Below are 18,791 nucleotides of genomic sequence, written 5' to 3' on the forward strand. Positions count from 1 at the left end.
CCATGGTCGACTGGGACATCCGGAAGCTGCAGATCCTGCGGACGCTCGGGGAGCGGGGGACGGTGACCGCGACCGCCGAGGCGCTGCGGATGACGCCCTCGGCCGTGTCGCAGCAGTTGACCAACCTCGCCAGGCAGCTCGGGGTGCCCTTGCTGGAGGCGCAGGGGCGGCGGGTACGGCTGACGGACGCGGCGCGGCTCGTGCTGCGGCATGCGGAGGCCGTGTTCGAGCAACTGGAGCGCGCGGACGCCGAGTTGGCGGCCTATGTGCAGGGTGACGTGGGCGAGGTGCGGGTCGGGGCGTTCTCCACCGCCGTGCCCGCCCTCGTCGTACCGGCCGTGAAGGCGCTGCGGACCGCGCACCCCGGGGTGACCGTGCGGGTGCGGGAGGCGGAGGCCTCGGAGGCTTACGAGCTGCTGGCCGCCGGGGACGTCGATCTCGCGCTGTCCCTCGCCGCGCAGGCCCCGACGGCCGCGGACCCCCGCTTCACCCGCGTACCGCTGCTCGCCGACCCCCTCGACGTCGCCCTGCCCCGCGACCACGCGCTCGCCGCTGTGGACGGGCTGCGGCTCGCAGACCTTGCCGGGGAGCCGTGGATCTTCGGCGGCAGCGGGCCCTGGTCCGACATCACCCGCGGGGCCTGCGAGGCGGCCGGGTTCAGCCCGGTCCAGGGGCACTCGGCGGCCGGCTGGACGGCGATCCTGGCGATGGTCGAGGCCGGGATGGGCGTCGCGCTCGTCCCGCGCATGGCGGCCGTGGGGAGGGAACGCGGCGTGGTGATGCGGGAGTTGACGGCGGACCGGCCGCTGCGGCACGTGGTGGCGGCCGTACGGAAGGGGGCCGGGGAGGGGGCAGCGGTGGGGCGGGTGCTGGAGGCCCTGCGGGAAGCCGCGGCGGGTCAGCTCTCGAAGTAGTGCCCCTCCTCCAGGTCCTCGATCAGACCGGGTCCCGTCGGCTCCCAGTCCAGCCACTTGCGGGTCAGGGTGTTCGACGCCGGTACGTCGAGGGCGGCGACGGTGGCCAGCCAGCCGAAGTGGGTCTCGGCCTCCTCGGGGGCGACGGACCGGACCGGCACGTCCAGGTGGCGGCCGATGACCGTGGCGATGTCGCGGAACGGGACGCCCTCCTCGCCGACGGCGTGCAGACGGGCGCCCGCCGGTGCGGACTCCAGACCGAGCCGGACCAGGCGGGCGGCGTCCGAGCGGTGCACGGCCGCCCAGCGGGTGGCGCCGTCGCCGACGTAGGCCGCGAAACCCTTCTCGCGGGCGGTGGCGATCAGCATCGGGACGAAGCCGTGGTCGCCCCGGCCGTGCACGGACGGGGAGAACCGGACGGACATCGAGCGAACCCCGCGGTCGGCCAGCGCGAGGGCAGTGATCTCGCTGCGCCCTCGGAGCGCCCCGAACGACCCCGGCTGGAACGTGTCCTCCTCCGTGCCGACCGTTCCCGGCTGGAGCAACGCCGTGCCCGAGGCGACCATGAAGGGCTTCCCCGAGCCGTCCAGCACCGCCCCGATCGTCTCGATGGCCCGCCGGTCGGCGGCGTACCCGGCCTCGAGGTCCGAGAAGTCGTGGATGAAGGCGAGGTGGGCGACACCGTCGGCCGCGGCGGCCCCCGCGGCCAGGCTGTCCGGGTCCTCGAGCGAGCCCCGGTGCACCTCGGCCCCGGCGGCCGTCAGCGCCGCCGCGGACGCCTCCGAGCGGGCGAGACCGGTGACCTCGTGCCCGGCGTCGAGAAGTTCGCGGACCACGGCGGAACCGATGAATCCGGTCGCGCCCGTGACGAATACGCGCATGGTCAGTCCTTCGAAAAGAGGGGAAGTGGATGTGCCTCCATCCTCGGAAGGGACCGCGGCCCGCGTCCAAAGCTTCTTTCGCATGGGGCAATGCGCTTCGGGCATCACCCCAGATGGCTACGCTGGATCGTATGGCCGACCTCGATCTGCGCCTCGTCCGGTACTTCACCGCTGTCGCCGAACACCGTCACTTCGGCCGGGCCGCCGAGGCCCTGCACATCACCCAGCCGTCGCTGAGCCGGCAGATCCGCCGCCTGGAGCAGCAGGTCGGCGCCCGCCTCCTGGACCGCACCCCGCGGGGCACCCGGCTCACCGAGGCCGGCGAGGTGTTCCGGCCGCAGGCCGAGGCGCTGCTGCGAGGCGCCGCCCAGGCCACCGCGCAGGCCCGGGCGGCGGCAGAGCCCAGCCGGTTCACCGTCGGCTTCACGGCCGCGATCATCGTCACCCCGGCGGTGCGTGAGCTGCGGCGCCGGAACCCGGAAGCCGAGGTCCGGTCCATGCACCTGGACTGGGGCGAGACGCACACGGCGCTGCTGGACCGCCGGGTGGACGCGGTGGTGGCCCGACTGCCCTTCCCCACCGACCGGTTGGAGGTCACGATCCTCTACGACGAGCCCCGGACCGTGGTGGTCCCCCTCGACCATCGGCTGGCCGGCAAGGAGTCCGTCACCCTGGACGACATCGCCGACGAACCCCTGCCGCGGCTGCTCGGCGCCGATCCGGCCGTGGACGCCTTCTGGCGCCTCGACCCCCGTCCGGACGGCAGCCGGGCACCCGACGGCCCTGTCATCGAAGCCCTGGAGGACAAGTTCGAGGTCGTCGCCGACGGACAGGCCCTGGTCATCGCGGCCGACGTGCGAGGCCGTGCCCTCCGCCCCGACCTCACCGCCGTCCCCCTGCACGGCGTCGAGCCCTGCCATGTCGTCCTGGCCACCCGGGCCGGCGACCGCAGCCGTCTGGTGGCGGACTTCCGCAAGTGTGCGCGCAGCCACCTCACGGGCCCCGACCCGCGATAGCGTCACCCCGTCCCCGCGTGACGCAACTCCGGAGGTGCCCGTGGTCGCCGACGTCTGTGCCGTCTGCGCGAAGCCGCTGCCCGGCCGGAAGGGCCGCACCGGCCGCAGCTCCGTCTACTGTTCGGCCGCCTGCCGGCAGAAGGCGTACCGGGAGCGGCAGCAGGCCGGGGCGAGTGTGCAGGGGCTCATCGAGGACATCGGGCGCCGGGTGAAGGACCTGGTGCCGCAGCCGGCCTCCGTCCTCTACTCCGGGGTGACCGAACTGTCGGCCGCCGTCGCCCAGCTGCGGCGCGTCGCCCGGGTCGCCCGGGACAGCGCGAACGATTCCGTCACGCCGACCCCGGTGACGAAAGACCTCCTCACCGAAGCGGACTTCGCCACCCTCACCGAGTCCCACCGCCGCGAGATCCAGGTGCACTGCTACCGCATGACCGGCTCCTACGACGACGCCGAGGACCTGGTGCAGGAGACGTTCCTGCGGGCCTGGCGGGCGCGGGACGGCTTCGAGGGGCGGGCCGGCGCCCGCACCTGGCTGTACCGCATCGCCACCAACGCCTGCCTGGACTTCCAGCGCCGCACCGCCCGCCGCCCGCAGCGTTACGAGCCGATCCCCGGCATGAACCACGGCACCGGCGAACCGCCCGCCCGCATCACCTGGCTGCAGCCCTATCCCGACGACGAGCTGCCCTCCGCGCAGGAGCAGCCCGAGGCCGCCGCCGTCTCCCGCGAGACCCTGGAGCTGGTCTTCCTCTCCGCCATCCAGCACCTCCCGCCCCGCCAGCGCGCCGTACTGATCCTGCGGGACGTGCTCGGGCTGAGCGCCGCCGAGACCGCCGAGGCCCTCGGCCTGACCGTCGCCTCCGCCAACAGCGCCCTGCAGCGGGCCCGGCCCACCCTGCGCGACCATCTGCCCCGGCAGCGCGGCGACTGGACGGCCGCCGAGCCCACCGAGGCCCAACGGGCCGTCCTGCAGCGGTACATGACCGCCGTCGAACACCTCGACTTCGACGCGATGACCGAGCTGCTCGGCAAGGACGTCACGCTCACCATGCCGCCGAACCCGTTCTGGTTCACCGGCCGCGACGCCCTCCTCGACTTCGTCCGCCCCAACCTCGACCCGGCCTCCCCGATGTTCCTCGGCCACTGGCGCAACCTGCCCGCCCGCGCCAACGGGCAGCTGGCGACCGGGGGTTACGTCCGCCGCCCCGGCACGAACGTCTACCGCGCCCAGGTCCTGGACGTCCTCCGCTTCGACGCCGACGACCGGATCGTGGAGATCATGTCCTTCGAGCCGCACCTGTTCCCGGCCTTCGGACTTCCGCTGCGGCTGTGAAGGGCTCCATGCCTCCCGACCGATGAGCGATCGCGGTGCCGTGCGTCTGTATGACCGACTCGTACGACACGACCCCGACAGGGAGTTGATCACCATGCTGCTCACCGACAAGACCGCGATCGTGTACGGCGCCGGCGGCTCGATCGGCGGTGCGGTCGCCCGCGCCTTCGCCGAGGAGGGCGCCCGCGTGCACCTCGTCGGACGTACGCGTAGGACGCTGGAGGCGGTGGCCGGTGACATCAAGAACGCCGAAGTCGCCGTCGTGGACGCCCTCGACGAGGCGGCCGTGGAGGAGCATCTCGCCCGCGTCGGCGACGTCGACATCTCCTTCAACCTCGTCACGCGCGGCGACGTGCAGGGCGCCCCGCTCACCGACATGCCCGTGGACGACTTCCTGCGGCCCGTGCTCAACGGCGTCCGCGCGGGCTTCATCACCGCCCGCGGTGCCGCCCGCCGGATGGCCGAGCGCGGTTCCGGCGTGATCCTCACCCTCAACAGCGGTTCCGCGCACGGCAGTCCGATGATGGGCGGCACGGGACCCGCCGATGCCGCCATCGACACGCTCGTACGCAACCTGGCGGTGGAGTGCGGTCCCCGCGGGGTGCGGGCCGTCGGGCTGTGGGCGGCCGGGGTGCCGGAGACGTTCACCGTCGAGAAGCTCTCCGCGGTCAACCCGGCCATCGATGCCGCCGCCGTCCAGGGCATCGTCGACAACCTCGCCGGGATGCGCATGACCCGCCGCAACCCCACCCTGGCCGACGTCGCGGCCACCGCGGTCTTCCTCGCCTCCGACCACGCGGCCGGCATCACCGGCACGTTCGTCAACGTGACGGGTGGGATGGTGCCGCGCTGAGCGCACACACGGAAGAGGGCGCCCGGCGGATCGCCGGGCGCCCTCATTCTCGTAGGAACTCTTGCGGGAACTACTCCGCGGCTGCGTCCGCGGCCTGTGCCTTCAGGGCGCGCTCCACGCCCGAGCGGGACTCGGAGACCAGGCGGCGCAGGGCCGCGTTGGGCTCGGCGGAGGAGAGCCAGGCGTCCGTCTTGTCGAGGATCTCCTGGGAGACCTGGATGGCCGGGTAGAGGCCGATCGCGATCTGCTGGGCGATCTCGTGCGAGCGGGCGTCCCAGATGTCCTTGACCACCTCGAAGTACTTGTCGGTGTACGGGGCGAGCAGCTCGCGCTGGTCGATCTGGACGAAGCCGCCGATGACGGCCTCCTGGACGGCGTTCGGCAGCTTGTCGGACTCGACGACCGACGCCCAGGCCTCCGCCTTCGCCTCCGGGGTCGGACGGGCGGCACGGGCGGCTGCCGCGTGGCGCTCGCCGGCGGCCGTCTTGTCCCGCTCGTACTCGGCGGCGATCTCCGCCTCGTCGAACCGGCCGACCGCGGTGAGCCGCTCCAGGAACGCCCAGCGCAGTTCGGTGTCGACGGCCAGGCCCTCGATCGTCTGCGAACCGTCGAGCAGCGCCTCCAGCAGGTCCAGTTGCTCCGGCGTGCGGGCCGTCGCCGCGAACGCCCGCGCCCAGGCCAGCTGGTGGTCGCTGCCGGGCTCGGCCGAGCGCAGGTGGGCGAGGGTGGCGTCGGTCCAGCGGGTGAGCAGGGCTTCGCGGGCGGCCGGGTCGGCGTACAGATCGATGGCGAGCTTGACCTGGCGGTGCAGCGACTGCACGACGCCGATGTCGGACTCCTTGCCGATGCCCGACAGGACGAGGGAGAGGTAGTCGCGGGCGGCGAGCTCGGCGTCCCGCGTCGTGTCCCAGGCCGACGCCCAGCACAGGGCGCGGGGGAGGGAGGACTCGAAGTCGCCGAGGTGCTCGGTGACGAAGGCGAGGGACTGCTCGTCGAGACGGACCTTGGCGTACGACAGGTCGTCGTCGTTGAGGAGCACGACCGCCGGGCGGCGCTTGCCGGTGAGCTGCGGTACGGCGGTGAGCTCGCCGTCGACGTCCAGCTCGATGCGCTCGTCGCGCACCAACTTGCCGCTGTCCTCGTCGAGTTCGTACAGGCCGACGGCGATGCGGTGCGGGCGCAGGGTCGGCTCGCCCTTGGCGCCGGCGGGCAGGGCGGGGGCCTCCTGGCGGATGGCGAAGGAGGTGATGACGCCGTCGGCGTCCGTCTCGATCTCGGGACGGAGGACGTTGATCCCGGCGGTCTGGAGCCACTTCTCCGACCAGTTCTTCAGGTCGCGGCCGGAGGTCTCCTCCAGGGCGCCGAGCAGGTCGGACAGCCGGGTGTTGCCGAAGGCGTGCCGCTTGAAGTACGCCTGCACACCGCTGAAGAACTCGTCCATGCCGACGTAGGCGACGAGCTGCTTCAGGACGCTCGCGCCCTTGGCGTACGTGATGCCGTCGAAGTTGACGAGCACGTCGTCCAGGTCGCGGATCTCGGCCATGATCGGGTGGGTGGACGGCAGCTGGTCCTGCCGGTAGGCCCACGTCTTCATGGAGTTGGCGAACGTGGTCCAGGAGTGCGGCCAGCGCGACTCCGGGTGGTACGACTGGCACGCGATCGACGTGTACGTGGCGAACGACTCGTTCAGCCACAGGTCGTTCCACCACTCCATGGTGACCAGGTCGCCGAACCACATGTGGGCCAGCTCGTGCAGGATGGTCTCGGCGCGCAGCTCGTACGACGCGTCGGTGACCTTGGAGCGGAAGACGTACTGGTCGCGGATGGTCACCGCTCCGGCGTTCTCCATCGCGCCCGCGTTGAACTCCGGCACGAACAACTGGTCGTACTTCTTGAACGGGTACGCGTAGTCGAACTTCTCCTGGAACCACTCGAAGCCCTGCCGCGTGACCTCGAAGATCGCGTCGGAGTCGAGGAACTCGGCGAGCGAGGGCCGGCAGTAGATGCCCAGCGGCACGGACTGCCCGTCCTTCTCGTACACGCTGTGCACCGAGTGGTACGGCCCGACGATGAGGGCGGTGATGTACGACGAGATCCGCGGCGTCGGCTCGAAGACCCAGGTGTCGTCCTTGGGTTCGGGCGTCGGGGAGTTGGAGATGACGGTCCAGCCGGTGGGGGCCTTCACCGTGAACTGGAAGGTCGCCTTGAGGTCCGGCTGCTCGAACGACGCGAACACGCGGCGGGCGTCCGGGACCTCGAACTGGGTGTAGAGATAAGCCTGTTGGTCGACGGGGTCGACGAACCGGTGCAGGCCCTCACCGGTGTTGGTGTAGGCGCAGTCGGCGACGACCCGCAGGACGTTGCGGCCCTCGAGCAGTCCCGGAAGGGCGATCCGCGAGTCCTTGAAGACCTCGGCGGGGTCGAGGGGGTCGCCGTTGAGGGTCACCTCATGGACGGTCGGTGCCACCAGGTCGATGAAGGAATCGGCGCGGTTTTCGGCCACGTCGAAGCGCACCGTGGTCACGGACCTGTAGGTACCGCCCTCCTGCGCGCCGGAGAGGTCGAGATCGATCTCGTACGAGTCAACGTTGAGCAGCTTCGCCCGCTGCTGCGCCTCTTCGCGAGTCAGGTTTGTGCCAGGCACGCGGTCATCTCCTCGTTATGTGTCGGTTCAGCCATCCTTCCACGGGACCGTGAGGAGGGCGACGAGGGTTTTCCCGATGGATCACCCGGTCAGCACTACCGGACCGCCATGTCCGATTCCCGCCGGTCATCCGGCTTTGCCCGCGCCAGCCTGGACCCATGACGACCTACACCGCACGCCCCATCGCCCCGTCCGCCCTCAAGGAACTGCGCACCGCCGACGACGCGGGCCGCCCCATGACCGCCCTCACGGACGACGAAGGCGGTGCTCCCCTCCGGTGCTGTCTGCGCCGCAGTGAGTCCGGTGAGCGGATCGCCCTTGTCTCGTATGCCCCCCTGCGCCGCTGGGCTGCCGAGACGGGTGCCGAGCCGGGGGCCTACGACGAGCAGGGGCCCGTCTTCATCCACGCCGAGGAGTGCTCGGGGCCCGACCGCGACGGCTATCCGTTCGCCAACGCGCACCGCACCGTCCGCCGCTACTCCGCCGACGGCCGCATCCTCGGCGGCGAGCTGGTCGACGCGCCCGACGACGCGGCCTTCCGTAACGCGTTCGACGACCCGGCCGTGGCGCTTGTCCACGTCCGGGCCGTCGAGTACGGCTGTTTCCTCTACGAGGTGCGCAGGCCCTAGCCCTTCAGCTCGGCCGCCACCAGCTCCGCGATCTGCACCGCGTTCAGCGCCGCGCCCTTGCGGAGGTTGTCGTTGGAGATGAACAGGGCCAGGCCGTTGTCCACCGTCTCGTCGCGGCGGATGCGGCCGACGTAGGAGGGGTCCTGGCCGGCGGCCTGGAGGGGGGTCGGGATGTCGGAGAGCTCGACGCCCGGGGCCTCGGCGAGGAGCTCCGTCGCGCGCTCCGGGGAGATCGGGCGGGCGAAGCGGGCGTTGACCTGGAGGGAGTGGCCCGAGAAGACCGGGACACGGACGCAGGTGCCGGAGACCTTGAGCTCGGGGATCTCGAGGATCTTGCGGGACTCGTTGCGGAGCTTCTGCTCCTCGTCGGTCTCGTTCAGGCCGTCCTCGACGATCGAGCCCGCGAGCGGCAGGACGTTGAAGGCGATGGGGCGCTTGTAGACGCCCGGCTCCGGGAAGTCGACCGCGCTGCCGTCGTGCGTCAGCTTGTCCGCGTCGGCGATCACCTTCTGCGCCTGGCCGTGCAGCTCCGCGACGCCCGCGAGGCCCGAACCGGACACCGCCTGGTACGTCGCGACGACCAGCGCCTCCAGGTCCGCCTCCGCGTGCAGCACCTTCAGGACCGGCATCGCGGCCATCGTCGTGCAGTTCGGGTTGGCGATGATGCCCTTGGGGCGGTTCGCGATCGCGTGCGGGTTCACCTCGGAGACGACCAGGGGGACCTCGGGGTCCTTGCGCCAGGCGGAGGAGTTGTCGATCACGACCGGGCCCTGCGAGGCGACCTTCTCCGCCAGCGCCTTGGACGTGGCGCCACCCGCCGAGAACAGCACGATGTCCAGGCCGGAGTAGTCGGCGGTCGCCGCGTCCTCCACGGTCACGCCCTCCAGGACCGAGCCCGCCGAGCGCGCCGAGGCGAACAGGCGCAGCTCAGTGACGGGGAAGTTCCGCTCCTTGAGGATCCTGCGCATGACCGTGCCGACCTGACCGGTGGCTCCGACGATTCCGACCCTCACGGCGACTCCCTATCTCTCACACTTGACCGAGGCTTTTCCATCATGCGGCCGACCCGGGTCCGCCTGTCCAATCCTTTGCGCTCCATGCCCGAGGAGTGGAACGCCGGACGGTGTGACATACGCCTCGGAAAACTTCCCCGGGGATCCGCCGAACGTTTCCGTGCGCCGGCGCGTCGTAGAGGAAACGCGGTGAGGGGGGTGGCTTGTGCTGCGCAGAAAGGCCCGCCGGGCCCAGGAGGACGATCACGGCGATCCTCTGGACGCGGCTCAGGAACGCCGGGTGCGGGCGGTGCTCGCGCTGGGCGGGGTGCCGCAGGCGGACCTGCCGGACGGGGTGCAGCAGGTCCGCCTGCGGCTGCTGGAGCGGGCGGCGAAGGGGTACGAGGCGCCGCGCGACGTGTCCGCGTGGGCGGCCGTCGTCGCCTCGAACCTAGCCATGGACTGGCACCGGGCGAAGAAGCGGCAGGACCGGCTGGGGGAGCGGCTGGCCTCGCTGCGCCAGCACGAGCAGCCCTCCGGCGAGGACACCAGCGTGCTCTCCCTCGCCGTCGCGCAGGGGCTCGACGAGCTGCCGGACTCCCAGCGCCAGGTCCTCGTCCTGCGTTTCTACGCCGACCTGCCGGTCCGCTCGATCGCCCGGGAGCTGGGCGTCCCCGAGGGCACGGTCAAGAGCAGGCTGCACACGGCGGTACGGGCACTGCGCGCCCGCCTGCACGAGGACGAGGTGGTGTGACATGACCGCGGAACACAACGGTGCGGATGCGCTCATGGCCGCGATCACCGGCGAGGAACTCTCCGACGAGGCCCGCGCGGACACCGCCTTCATGGCCGAGCACCGCAAGGCCGAGGCGGACGTGGCGCTGCTGCGCGAGCAGCTCGGGATCATCGGGGAGGCGCTGGCCCGGGACGCGCGGACACAGGAGAAGCCGGCTCCGGTACGAACACCACGGCCCGCCCGGCCCCGGGTGCGCAGGTTCGCCCTCGCCGGCCTCGCCGTGGCCGCCGCCGCGGGCGCGCTGTCGGGGATGGGCTGGCTGCTGGCGCAGGCCGGCGGCGGCGCCGGCTCCCTGTCGAGCGGGGGCAGCGAGGACTCGGGTGCCAAGGCGGCCGATTCGCCCGGATCCGGCTCCGCCTTCGACAGCCCCGGCTACCTCGCCTGCGCCCGGCTGGTCGCCGAGGGCGAGGTCGCGCGGGTGGAGCAGCTGCCCGGAAACGCCGATCAGGAGCGGATCACCCTGGACGTGACCCGCTCGTACAAGCCGGAGAAGGGGAAGAAGGAGCTCACCTTCCTTGTCGAGGAGGAGCTCGTCCAGAAGGCACTCCACAAGGGAGACCACATCCTCGTGGCGATTCCGCAGGGCGCGGCCACCCCGGACTACGTGCTCGTCGGCGAGAAGTCGATCGCCCGCGAACGCGCCGGACTGGACCAGGCGTTGCAGGAGTCGGCCAACGTCAGCTGCTGATGAGCGGACTCCCACACGAGGAAGGGCGGGCGCCCGTACGGACGCCCGCCCTCACCGTCGCATTACCGACTACGGCGTGACCTTCTCGATCTTCACGCTGCCGATGCCCGCGACCGTGCCCTTCGCGTTCACCAGCTGCACCTGGCCGAAGAACTCGCGGCCCTCCGGGGCGGCCGCCGCGGCGGTGACGCTGCCGGAGACCGTCGCCGAGTCGCCCGTGCCGAGCTTGACCGGCGTCGAGCCGTCGACGGTGACCGTGCCCAGGGACGAGGAGAAGAAGACATCCCGGTAGTCGTAGGCCGTCGAGCCGGACGGGACCGCGTAGCCCGCGACCTCGATGGTGTACGTGCCGGCGGCGGGCGAGGCGACCGAGACCGCCTCCTCCGAGTCGCCGTCGGCGGACGTCCCGACGACCGTGCCGGCGGCGTTCTTCACCGTCAGGTCGAGGTCGGCGGTGGCGTCGGAGACGTTGCCGATGGCGACGTCCAGCGACTTGGCGCCCTCGGGCACCTCGACCGTGGTGGTCTGGGTCTCGCCCTCCTTGATGGTCGGGCGGGCCGTCTTGGACGAGCCGAGCGGGCCGCCGACCAGCTTGCCGTCGATCGCGGCGAAGTTGTTGGTCACCTTCCAGGAGGCGGCGGCCGGGGTGCCGACCTTGGCCTCGGGCACGGTCACGGTCTCCGGGTCGAAGGCCGCGCCGTAGACGGCGACGTCCAGCTTGTACGGGTTGTCGAGCAGCGGCGAGGTGCGGCGCGACTCGACCTCGATCTCCCAGACGCCGGCCTGCGGGTCCGCGTACGAACGCACGTCGGGCTTGCAGCCGTTGCCGTCGAGGTAGTTGTTGTAGCAGTACGGGGTCGAGGTGTTGTCGACCGGGACGCCGTACGGGTGGATGGCGATGAAGCGGGTCTGGCTCTTGTCCTTCAGCCCGCCGATCGCGACCTCGAGGGACTTGGCGCCCTGGGGCACGGTCACGAAGTACGACTGCGTGCTGTTGCGCTGCACGGTGTTCGACGCGGAGTAGGTGTACTTCACCGGCGCCGAGACCACGACGGTGGTGAGGATCTGCTTGTCGATCCCCTCCGTCCTCGGGTCGTCGACCTCGAGGATCGCGCTCTTGAGACCGGCGGACCTCGGGTGCGCCTGGACCTTGACGGTCACCGGCTGGTTCAGCGGCAGCTTCACCTCGTCCGAGCCGACGATCCGGAAGGTGTCACCGGCGTTGTTCTCGAAGTCCAGCTCGTGGCGGACCGCCTTGTCCGTGCCGGAGGTCCGGGTGATCGTGACGTCGTACGTCTTCTTCTGCCCGGCCTTCAGGCCGCCCTCGCGGTCGTAGAGACCGGTGCCGGAGCCCGGCGTCTTCAGGGCCTGGTCCAGCGCGGTGTCGACCGACGCCTTCACGGCGTAGTCGTGTGCGCTCGCGCCGTCGCGGATCGAGTCCCAGGCGTCGACGATGTCGATGAGGCCCGCGCCCTCCTCGTACGCCTGAACACCCTTGATGTGATCGGCGGTTGAGGTCAGCGCCGTGCGCAGAGTGGCGGGCTTGAGCGCGATGCCCTTCTGCTTGGCGGCCGACAGCAGCAGCGCGGAGGCACCGGTCGCCTGCGGGGACGCCATCGAGGTGCCCTGCAGCATCGAGTAGCCGGCCGGCAGCGTGTAGCCCGCCTCGGCGACCGGGGCGCCCGGCAGCCAGGTCTGGGTGGTGTTGATCGAGGCACCCGGCGCGGACAGGGTCGGCGTGAAGCCGCCGTCCTCACGCGGTCCGCGCGAGGAGAAGGGCATCATGGCGTACTTCTTCTCCACGACCGAGCCGTAGTTGGCGGCCCAGGTCTGCTTGGAGATGGTGGCGCCGACGGAGATCACCTTGTCGGCCAGGCCCGGGTCGCCGATCGTGTTGGCGCCGGGACCGGAGTTGCCCGCCGAGATCACGAGCTGCACGCCGTAGGTGTCGATGAGCCGCGTGTACAGCTCCGCACGGGCGTTGTTGCCGTCGTTGAGGGCCGGGAGGCCGCCGATGGACATGTTGACGATGTCGACGCCGCGGTTGACGACGAGGTCGATCATGCCCTCGGTGAGCGCGACGTTGGTGCAGCCGCCGGTCCAGGTGCAGGCACGGGAGGAGACGATCTTCGCGCCCGGGGCCGCGCCGTTCATCTTCCCGCCGAACAGACCGTTGGCGGAGGTGATGCCGGCGACGTGTGTGCCGTGCTCGGACTCGATGACGCCGAGGTTGACGAAGTCGGCCTTCTTGCCGACCCAGTCACCGCCGAACGGGTCCATCGGCACGTCCTTGCGGATCTGCACGACGAACGGCTGGCGCTCGACGACGTCCGTGGACGGGTTGTCGGTGCCGAAGTAGCCGATCTGGTAGCCGTCCTTGTACGGCTTCATCGGCGCGTCGTCACCGAAGTCGAAGTTGTTGTTCAGGTCGACACGGACGGTGCCGGCCGCGGCGTCGTAGAGGACACCCCAGCTGTCGGTCGTGTCGCCGTCGCGGTTCGCGTCGCCCTTGGCGTCGCCGCCCGTGGTGGCGGACTCCTTGAACGTGCTGACCTGGTACGACCCGGCGGGCGCCGTCCAGGTCCTGCCGCCGAAGGTGAAGGTGGGCCCGGACACGGACGTCACCATCGGGCGCCAGGTGGCGTCGCCGTCGACGATCGGGTCGGTCGCCGTCACCCAGTCGACGATCTTCCGCTCACCCGTGGTGGTCTTCTGCAGGGCCGGGTGACCGAGGTCCACACCGGAGTCGAGGATGCCGATGGTGATGCCGCGGCCGTCCGCCTTCGGATGGTCCTTCACGAAGTCGACGGCGCCCGTCTCGAAGGACGGGTTGTACGGGTTCTCGGCGGGGGTGTTCTTGCCGGGGGCCGGGTAACTGGCCGTCGCCGACGAGGACTTGGCGGAGCTGCTCGCGCTCGGGTCGTCCAGCGGTATCTCTTCCCGCAGGTCGATGCCGTGCACGGAGGAGAGCTTCGCGGCGGCGGCGATGGCCGAGTCGGCCCGGCCGGTCGGGACGGTGGCGCGGACGTAACCGAGCTTGTCGTACGTCCTTCCGACCGAGCCGCCCTTGACCGCGTCCAGCTCCTTGGCGACCTGCTCGGTCTGCCCCGGCGCGGTGGCGATCATCATCGTGACGTTCTTGTCGCCGTCGGCCTTGGCCTCGGTGAGCAGGTCCGCGTCGTCGGAACCGAGCTTGTCGTGCGCGGACTTGACGGTGCCGTCCGAGGGTGCGGCGGCGGACGGGTCGTCGGCGGAGAAGGCCATGGGTATCGGCCCCGCCGCAGAGAGGGCGGCGACGAGACCGGCGGCCACGGCTATCCGGGCCACACGTCTCGCGCCGCCCGATATGGGTTCGCGCTGGGGGGTGAGGGTCATCGGCATCCCTTGTAGGTAAAGAGTCCAGTGCCGGACGAGCGCACAGCTTTCCCCAAGGGACAGTTGTTTGGGAAGTGTTGACCGAAACGATATGGACGTATGGGGAAAACCCTTGATGCCCTTTAGGGGTATGAGTCCCCAATAGGGCCAAATGGTGTGGCGTGGTGCGGCGGTTCAGGATTCCTTCGAGCGCGCGTAATGCCGCGACGCCTTCGCCCGGTTCCCGCACGCGGCCATCGAGCACCAGCGGCGCGTGCCGTTCCTCGACGTGTCGAAGAAGTGCAGGATGCACGCGTGGCCGGCGCAGCCGCGGATGCGGTCCGGGGCGGTGGCGAGCAGTTCCAGGTAGTTGCGGGCCGCGAGCCAGGCCGGCCCCCATGCGGGGTTGGCGAACTCGGGAAGCTCGCCGGGTCCGGCGGCGGTGAGTGTGGCCCGGATCCGTCCGTGCTCGAGCACGGCGTCGACCGCCTTCGCGCCTTCCTCCAGTGATCCGTCCACGGCCTTCCGGAGGGCGTCGCGGGCCTGGAGGGTGTGGCGCAGCATCCGGGAGTCGGGGAAGTAGCCGCCGCTCAGCCCGGTGGACTCGAGCCACACGCCCAGCCCGTCGACGTCGGCGAGCAGATCCTGCACGACCCCTTCCTGGTTCCACCGCGTGTTGAGCAGATCGAGCGCGAGCGGCTCACCGGTGAGGGGGCGCGGGTCGTGGGTGCCGGGCATGAGGGGCTCCTTCCAGGCTAACCACTAAAGGGTACGTGACCGGTTGACTCACTCTCGACCTAACCGCTAACGTAAGTGACGACGGTTATATTCGACTGGGGGAGACCCATGACCCTGCGCACCGGCCACATCGGCCTGAACGTCACCGACCTGGACCGTTCGCTCGCCTTCTACCGGGACGTCCTCGGCTTCGTCCTCGTGAGCGAGGGCAAGGAGGAGGGCAGGCGGTACGCGTTCCTGGGCGACGGCGAGCGCCTCGTCCTCACCCTCTGGCAGCAGGCGGGGCAGCCGTACGACGGCGAGCGCGCCGGCCTGCACCACCTCGCGCTGGAGGCGGACTCGATCGAGCGGGTGCGGGAGTACGAGGAGGCCCTGCGCGCGTACGGCGCCGACTTCGCGTACGAGGGTGTCGTGGCCCACCGGGAGGGCGCGGCCTCGGGCGGCATCTTCTTCCACGACCCCGACGGGACACGGCTGGAGATCTCGGTGCCGAGCGGGGCGGAGGGGGCGCCGGTGCCCCACGAGTCGGCTCCGACCTGCGGTTTCTTCTAGACAGGGGGGTGTCACTGGTGGTGGGGGTCTATCACACGGGCTCGCGGGCCCTGCAGGACCTGGTGGGCGTCCGGGAGCTCGCCGACCATGTGGGCCGGGCGATCGGCGAGGGGATCAAACCGGTGGCGGCGGCCTTCCTGGAGCTGCAGCCGCTGCTGGTGTTGGGCGCGGCCGACCCGTCGACGGGCCGCGTCTGGACGTCGCCGCTGACCGGCACGCCCGGTTTCGTACGGGCGACGGGCCCGCACCAGATGTCGGTGACCGGCGGGGTGCCCCCGGCCGACCCGCTGGCGTCGGCGCTCGCGACGGAGGGCACACCCGTCGGCACCATCGCACTGGACCCGCGCACCCGCCGCCGTATGCGCCTGAACGGCCGACTCCGGCCGACGGGGCGGGGGTTCGCGGTGGCGGCGGAGCGGGTGTTCTCCAACTGCCCCAAGTACATCCAGCGGAGGGAGTCGTACGAGGTGGTGGCGGGCCGCGAGCCGGAGCCACCCCGGCGCGGCGGTGAACTGACCACGCAGCAGTGCGAGTTCGTCGCCGCCGCAGACACCTTCTTCCTCGCCACGGTCCACGAGGACGGTGCCGAAGTCAGTCACAGGGGCGGCAACCCCGGCTTCGTACAGGTCGATTCACCGCACGAGCTGAGCTGGCGGGACTATCCCGGCAACTCCATGTTCCTCACCCTCGGCAACCTGCGGTCCGACCCCCGGGCGGGCCTGCTGTTCCTGGACTGGACGACGGGCACGACGCTGCAACTGACGGGCGAGGCGCGGACGGAGTTCGCTCCGGACGGTGAACGCCGGGTGCGCCTGACGGTCACCGAGGCGGTCGAGACCCCGTCCGCGCTGCCGCTGCGCTGGGCGGCGCCCGAATACTCGCCTGCCAATCCGTCCGCCGCGGACTAACGTCTGTACGTGCGCAAGAAGTTGAGGGTGGCGGCCTACGCCATGTGCGTCCGTGAGGACCAACTCCTGCTGGCCCGCTGGATCGACGACCACGGCGTGCCCGAGTGGACCCTGCCCGGCGGCGGCATGGAACACGGCGAGGACCCCTACGACACCGTCCGGCGGGAGGTGCACGAGGAGAGCGGCTACGACATCGAGGTGACGGGCCTGCTCGGCGTGCACAGCAACCGCCTCCGCTTCCCCCGCCGCTTCGGCCGCACCGTCGACCACCAGGGCCTGCGCCTGGTCTACGAGGCCCGCATCACCGGCGGCGAACTACGCCCCGAGATCGGCGGCTCGACGGACATGGCGGCGTGGCACCCACTGGAGGCGGTTCCCGGGCTGAATCGCGTCGGCCTGGTCGACGTGGGGCTGGCGTTGTGGCGGGAGCGGCCGGTTACGGGGCGGGTGGCGACGATCCCGCAGAACCCCGCGGAGTAGCCGCACAGAGCCCGGTGAATAGGTGCAGTACCCCGAAAGATGAACACGGAGTGACCGCCCCCCGGCCGTCCGACGAGCTGTCGTGAACGCGCAAGGTTGCTGAAGATCCACGTACGGTGATCGGCGTTGCACGTTGCCGTCTCGTTCACCAGCAGGTCATTCCCGGTGTCAACGATCCAGTATGAGCGGGATGTTCGCGACTGCGACCGCCCGCGACCACTGCCGACGCGTTCGCACTCGGGGAGATCGCGCCATGTCGCGCATACGCTCTGTCGCCGCCACCATCCCGGCGGTCAACCGCCGTACCGTCCTCGCCGCCACCGGCGCGGCGGCCGTCTCCGCGGGCCTCGGCTACGCCCTGCGGCCCACCGACAGCCAGGCCGCCACCACCACGGGCAGCACCCGGGTCGTGGCGCAGTCCCGCAAGGCGCCGGCCGCGCCCCTCGCCCCGTACACCAAGGGCACCACCCTCGCCTCCGTCGCCGCCCCGCGCACCTCCGCCGGCTACCGCCGCCTCGGCGACGGCCCCGGCTGGACCCGCGTCGTGCGCAGTGAGCTGGCCGCGCCCAAGTCGGGCCGCGCCGGCCGCCGTACCGCGCTCGCCTCCTTCGTGCAGCTCACCGACCTGCACCTGATCGACTCCCAGCACCCGCTGCGCCTGGAGTACCTGCGCTCCTCCGACAAGCACGCCTGGCGCCCGCACGAGGCGCTGACCGTGCAGGGCGCCGTCTCGCTGGTCGAGCGGATCAACGCGCTGCGCGGCGCCCCCGTCACCGGCGCCCCGCTGCACTTCGCGATGACCACCGGCGACAACACGGACAACAACGCCAAGTCCGAGCTCGAGTGGTTCCTCACCATCATGAGCGGCGGCCGGATCAGCCCCAACTCCGGTGACCTGCGCCACTACGAGGGCGTCCAGAACAGCGGCATCAAGACGTACTGGCAGCCCGACTCAGTCCTCCGTGACGCGGACAAGCAGGTCGGCTTCCCGCACCTGAACGGCTTCCTGACCGCCGCGATCCGCGAGGTCCAGAGCCCCGGCCTGAACCTGCCCTGGTACTCCACGGTCGGCAACCACGACGCCATGCCGCTGGGCTGCTACGGCCACGGCGACTCCTGGCTCGCCGAGTACGCGGTCGGCGGCAAGAAGCTGATGTCCCTGTCCGCCTCCGAGGCGAAGAAGCTGCAGGATCACATCAAGGCCGGCAACGACCCGAAGGGCACCGCCTTCCGGGACCTGCTCAAGGCGCACACCCGCGACATGCGGTCGGTCACGCCCGACGAGAAGCGCGCCCCGTACACCCCGACCGACTACCTCAAGGCCCACCTCGACCCGGCCCACCGCGGTCTGGGCCCGGTCGGTCACGGCTACTCCACGGCCAACCTCGCGGCGGGCACGCAGTACTACACCTTCCGCATCGCCGACGACGTCATCGGCATCAGCCTCGACACCACCGACCCGGGCGGCCACTACGAAGGTTCCATCGGCAGCGCCCAGTTGAAGTGGCTGGACAAGCAGCTGCGGGACAACAAGGACTCGCACGTCGTCGTCTTCAGCCACCACACCAGCAAGACGATGACCAACACGAACCACGTCGACCCGGCCCGCCCGAACGAGCGCCGGCACAACGGCCAGGAGGTCATCGCCCTCCTCGGCAGCCACGCCAACGTGCTCGCCTGGGTGAACGGCCACATCCACCGCAACGAGATCACCCCGCACTCGGCCCCCGACGGCCGCTCCTTCTGGGAGATCTCCACCGCGTCGCACGTGGACTACCCCCAACTCGCCCGCGTCATCGAGCTGGTGGACAACAAGGACGGCACGATCTCCCTGTTCACCACCCTCGTGGAGTCCGCCGCCCCGCACCGCACGGACTTCTCCGACCTGACCCAGACGGGCCTGGCAGCCCTCTACCGAGAGCTGTCGTACAACGCCCCCGGCGCCAACCTCACGCTCGGCGGCGACGCCAACGACCGCAACACGGAGCTGGTCCTGAAGAAGGGCTGACGGGC

General features: G+C 71.0%; 16 protein-coding genes. 11 read left to right on the top strand and 5 right to left on the bottom strand.

Translation table 11 applies throughout. The annotated features are described in order from the left end of the window. Positions 1 to 2: 2 nt before the first annotated feature. Positions 3 to 914, top strand: coding sequence for a LysR family transcriptional regulator (locus tag ACFY1L_RS10965; RefSeq protein WP_388821443.1), 912 nt, complete (start codon positions 3 to 5; stop codon positions 912 to 914). Here the strand turns inward: ACFY1L_RS10965 and ACFY1L_RS10970 are convergent. After that, the gene (locus tag ACFY1L_RS10970) at positions 899 to 1,795 is read right to left on the bottom strand and encodes an SDR family oxidoreductase (protein ID WP_388821446.1); all 897 of its coding nucleotides are present in this window, start codon (positions 1,793 to 1,795) and stop codon (positions 899 to 901) included. The two genes, ACFY1L_RS10965 and ACFY1L_RS10970, sit on opposite strands and share 16 nt — an antisense overlap. 131 nt (positions 1,796 to 1,926) lie before the next feature. On the opposite strand from ACFY1L_RS10970, the gene ACFY1L_RS10975 reads away from it, so the two are divergent. From ACFY1L_RS10975 to ACFY1L_RS10985, 3 genes are all read left to right on the top strand, one after another. Further along, the gene (locus ACFY1L_RS10975; RefSeq protein ID WP_388821449.1) at positions 1,927 to 2,811 is read left to right on the top strand and encodes a LysR family transcriptional regulator; all 885 of its coding nucleotides are present in this window, start codon (positions 1,927 to 1,929) and stop codon (positions 2,809 to 2,811) included. 40 nt (positions 2,812 to 2,851) lie between these two features. Continuing rightward, complete coding sequence (locus ACFY1L_RS10980; RefSeq protein WP_388821452.1) at positions 2,852 to 4,144, top strand: sigma-70 family RNA polymerase sigma factor; 1,293 nt, start codon at positions 2,852 to 2,854, stop codon at positions 4,142 to 4,144. A 94-nt stretch (positions 4,145 to 4,238) separates the two neighbouring features. After that, positions 4,239 to 4,997 (top strand): SDR family NAD(P)-dependent oxidoreductase, encoded by a 759-nt coding sequence (locus tag ACFY1L_RS10985; RefSeq protein WP_388822890.1) that lies wholly within the window; start codon positions 4,239 to 4,241, stop codon positions 4,995 to 4,997. Positions 4,998 to 5,067: 70 nt separating this feature from the next. Here the strand turns inward: ACFY1L_RS10985 and pepN are convergent, their stop codons facing one another. Then, positions 5,068 to 7,641: an aminopeptidase N gene (pepN, locus tag ACFY1L_RS10990; protein ID WP_388821454.1), complete on the bottom strand. Its 2,574-nt coding sequence runs from the start codon at positions 7,639 to 7,641 to the stop codon at positions 5,068 to 5,070. A 158-nt stretch (positions 7,642 to 7,799) separates the two neighbouring features. Between pepN and ACFY1L_RS10995 the strand changes: the two genes are divergently transcribed. Continuing rightward, a complete protein-coding gene (locus ACFY1L_RS10995) occupies positions 7,800 to 8,270 on the top strand; it encodes a DUF1203 domain-containing protein (RefSeq protein ID WP_388821457.1) in 471 nt (156 codons plus the stop codon). Here ACFY1L_RS10995 and ACFY1L_RS11000 read toward each other — a convergent pair. After that, positions 8,267 to 9,283, bottom strand: coding sequence for an aspartate-semialdehyde dehydrogenase (locus ACFY1L_RS11000; protein WP_388821460.1), 1,017 nt, complete (start codon positions 9,281 to 9,283; stop codon positions 8,267 to 8,269). The genes ACFY1L_RS10995 and ACFY1L_RS11000 overlap by 4 nt on opposite strands. Positions 9,284 to 9,488: 205 nt before the next feature. Here ACFY1L_RS11000 and ACFY1L_RS11005 point away from each other — a divergent pair, with 205 nt between their 5' ends. After that, positions 9,489 to 10,016 carry a sigma-70 family RNA polymerase sigma factor gene (locus ACFY1L_RS11005; protein ID WP_388821463.1) on the top strand — a complete coding sequence of 176 codons (528 nt, stop codon included), beginning with the start codon at positions 9,489 to 9,491 and terminating at the stop codon, positions 10,014 to 10,016. Position 10,017: 1 nt separating this feature from the next. Further along, positions 10,018 to 10,746: a hypothetical protein gene (locus ACFY1L_RS11010; protein ID WP_388821466.1), complete on the top strand. Its 729-nt coding sequence runs from the start codon at positions 10,018 to 10,020 to the stop codon at positions 10,744 to 10,746. Positions 10,747 to 10,815: 69 nt separating this feature from the next. Here ACFY1L_RS11010 and ACFY1L_RS11015 read toward each other — a convergent pair whose 3' ends face one another. Both ACFY1L_RS11015 and ACFY1L_RS11020 read right to left on the bottom strand, forming a co-directional pair. Further along, complete coding sequence (locus ACFY1L_RS11015; protein ID WP_388821469.1) at positions 10,816 to 14,121, bottom strand: S8 family serine peptidase; 3,306 nt, start codon at positions 14,119 to 14,121, stop codon at positions 10,816 to 10,818. A 174-nt stretch (positions 14,122 to 14,295) separates the two neighbouring features. After that, the gene (locus tag ACFY1L_RS11020; RefSeq protein WP_388821472.1) at positions 14,296 to 14,838 is read right to left on the bottom strand and encodes a CGNR zinc finger domain-containing protein; all 543 of its coding nucleotides are present in this window, start codon (positions 14,836 to 14,838) and stop codon (positions 14,296 to 14,298) included. 108 nt (positions 14,839 to 14,946) lie between these two features. Between ACFY1L_RS11020 and ACFY1L_RS11025 the strand changes: the two genes are divergently transcribed. The 4 genes from ACFY1L_RS11025 (at position 14,947) to ACFY1L_RS11040 (ending at position 18,786) form a co-directional block, all read left to right on the top strand. Beyond that, complete coding sequence (locus tag ACFY1L_RS11025; RefSeq protein WP_388821475.1) at positions 14,947 to 15,390, top strand: VOC family protein; 444 nt, start codon at positions 14,947 to 14,949, stop codon at positions 15,388 to 15,390. Positions 15,391 to 15,410: 20 nt separating this feature from the next. After that, complete coding sequence (locus tag ACFY1L_RS11030; RefSeq protein ID WP_388822892.1) at positions 15,411 to 16,298, top strand: pyridoxamine 5'-phosphate oxidase family protein; 888 nt, start codon at positions 15,411 to 15,413, stop codon at positions 16,296 to 16,298. Positions 16,299 to 16,307: 9 nt separating this feature from the next. After that, positions 16,308 to 16,778, top strand: coding sequence for an NUDIX hydrolase (locus tag ACFY1L_RS11035; protein WP_388821478.1), 471 nt, complete (start codon positions 16,308 to 16,310; stop codon positions 16,776 to 16,778). A 253-nt stretch (positions 16,779 to 17,031) separates the two neighbouring features. Then, positions 17,032 to 18,786, top strand: a complete 1,755-nt coding sequence (locus ACFY1L_RS11040; RefSeq protein WP_388821481.1) for a TIGR03767 family metallophosphoesterase — start codon at positions 17,032 to 17,034, stop codon at positions 18,784 to 18,786. Positions 18,787 to 18,791 lie beyond the last annotated feature (5 nt).

Source organism: Streptomyces sp. NPDC001663 (assembly GCF_042893105.1).
In the GTDB taxonomy this organism is placed as follows: Bacteria; Actinomycetota; Actinomycetes; order Streptomycetales; family Streptomycetaceae; genus Streptomyces.

What these genes read in the sequence shown, in the direction of transcription:
- ACFY1L_RS10970 (WP_388821446.1), bottom strand. Translation starts at nt 1,795, where the DNA reads ATGCGCGTATTCGTCACGGGCGCGACCGGATTCATCGGTTCCGCCGTG.
- ACFY1L_RS11015 (WP_388821469.1), bottom strand. Translation starts at nt 14,121, where the DNA reads ATGACCCTCACCCCCCAGCGCGAACCCATATCGGGCGGCGCGAGACGT.
- ACFY1L_RS11040 (WP_388821481.1), top strand. Translation starts at nt 17,032, where the DNA reads ATGTCGCGCATACGCTCTGTCGCCGCCACCATCCCGGCGGTCAACCGC.
- ACFY1L_RS10965 (WP_388821443.1), top strand. Translation starts at nt 3, where the DNA reads ATGGTCGACTGGGACATCCGGAAGCTGCAGATCCTGCGGACGCTCGGG.
- ACFY1L_RS10975 (WP_388821449.1), top strand. Translation starts at nt 1,927, where the DNA reads ATGGCCGACCTCGATCTGCGCCTCGTCCGGTACTTCACCGCTGTCGCC.
- ACFY1L_RS10995 (WP_388821457.1), top strand. Translation starts at nt 7,800, where the DNA reads ATGACGACCTACACCGCACGCCCCATCGCCCCGTCCGCCCTCAAGGAA.
- ACFY1L_RS11025 (WP_388821475.1), top strand. Translation starts at nt 14,947, where the DNA reads ATGACCCTGCGCACCGGCCACATCGGCCTGAACGTCACCGACCTGGAC.
- ACFY1L_RS10985 (WP_388822890.1), top strand. Translation starts at nt 4,239, where the DNA reads ATGCTGCTCACCGACAAGACCGCGATCGTGTACGGCGCCGGCGGCTCG.
- ACFY1L_RS11020 (WP_388821472.1), bottom strand. Translation starts at nt 14,838, where the DNA reads ATGCCCGGCACCCACGACCCGCGCCCCCTCACCGGTGAGCCGCTCGCG.
- ACFY1L_RS11010 (WP_388821466.1), top strand. Translation starts at nt 10,018, where the DNA reads ATGACCGCGGAACACAACGGTGCGGATGCGCTCATGGCCGCGATCACC.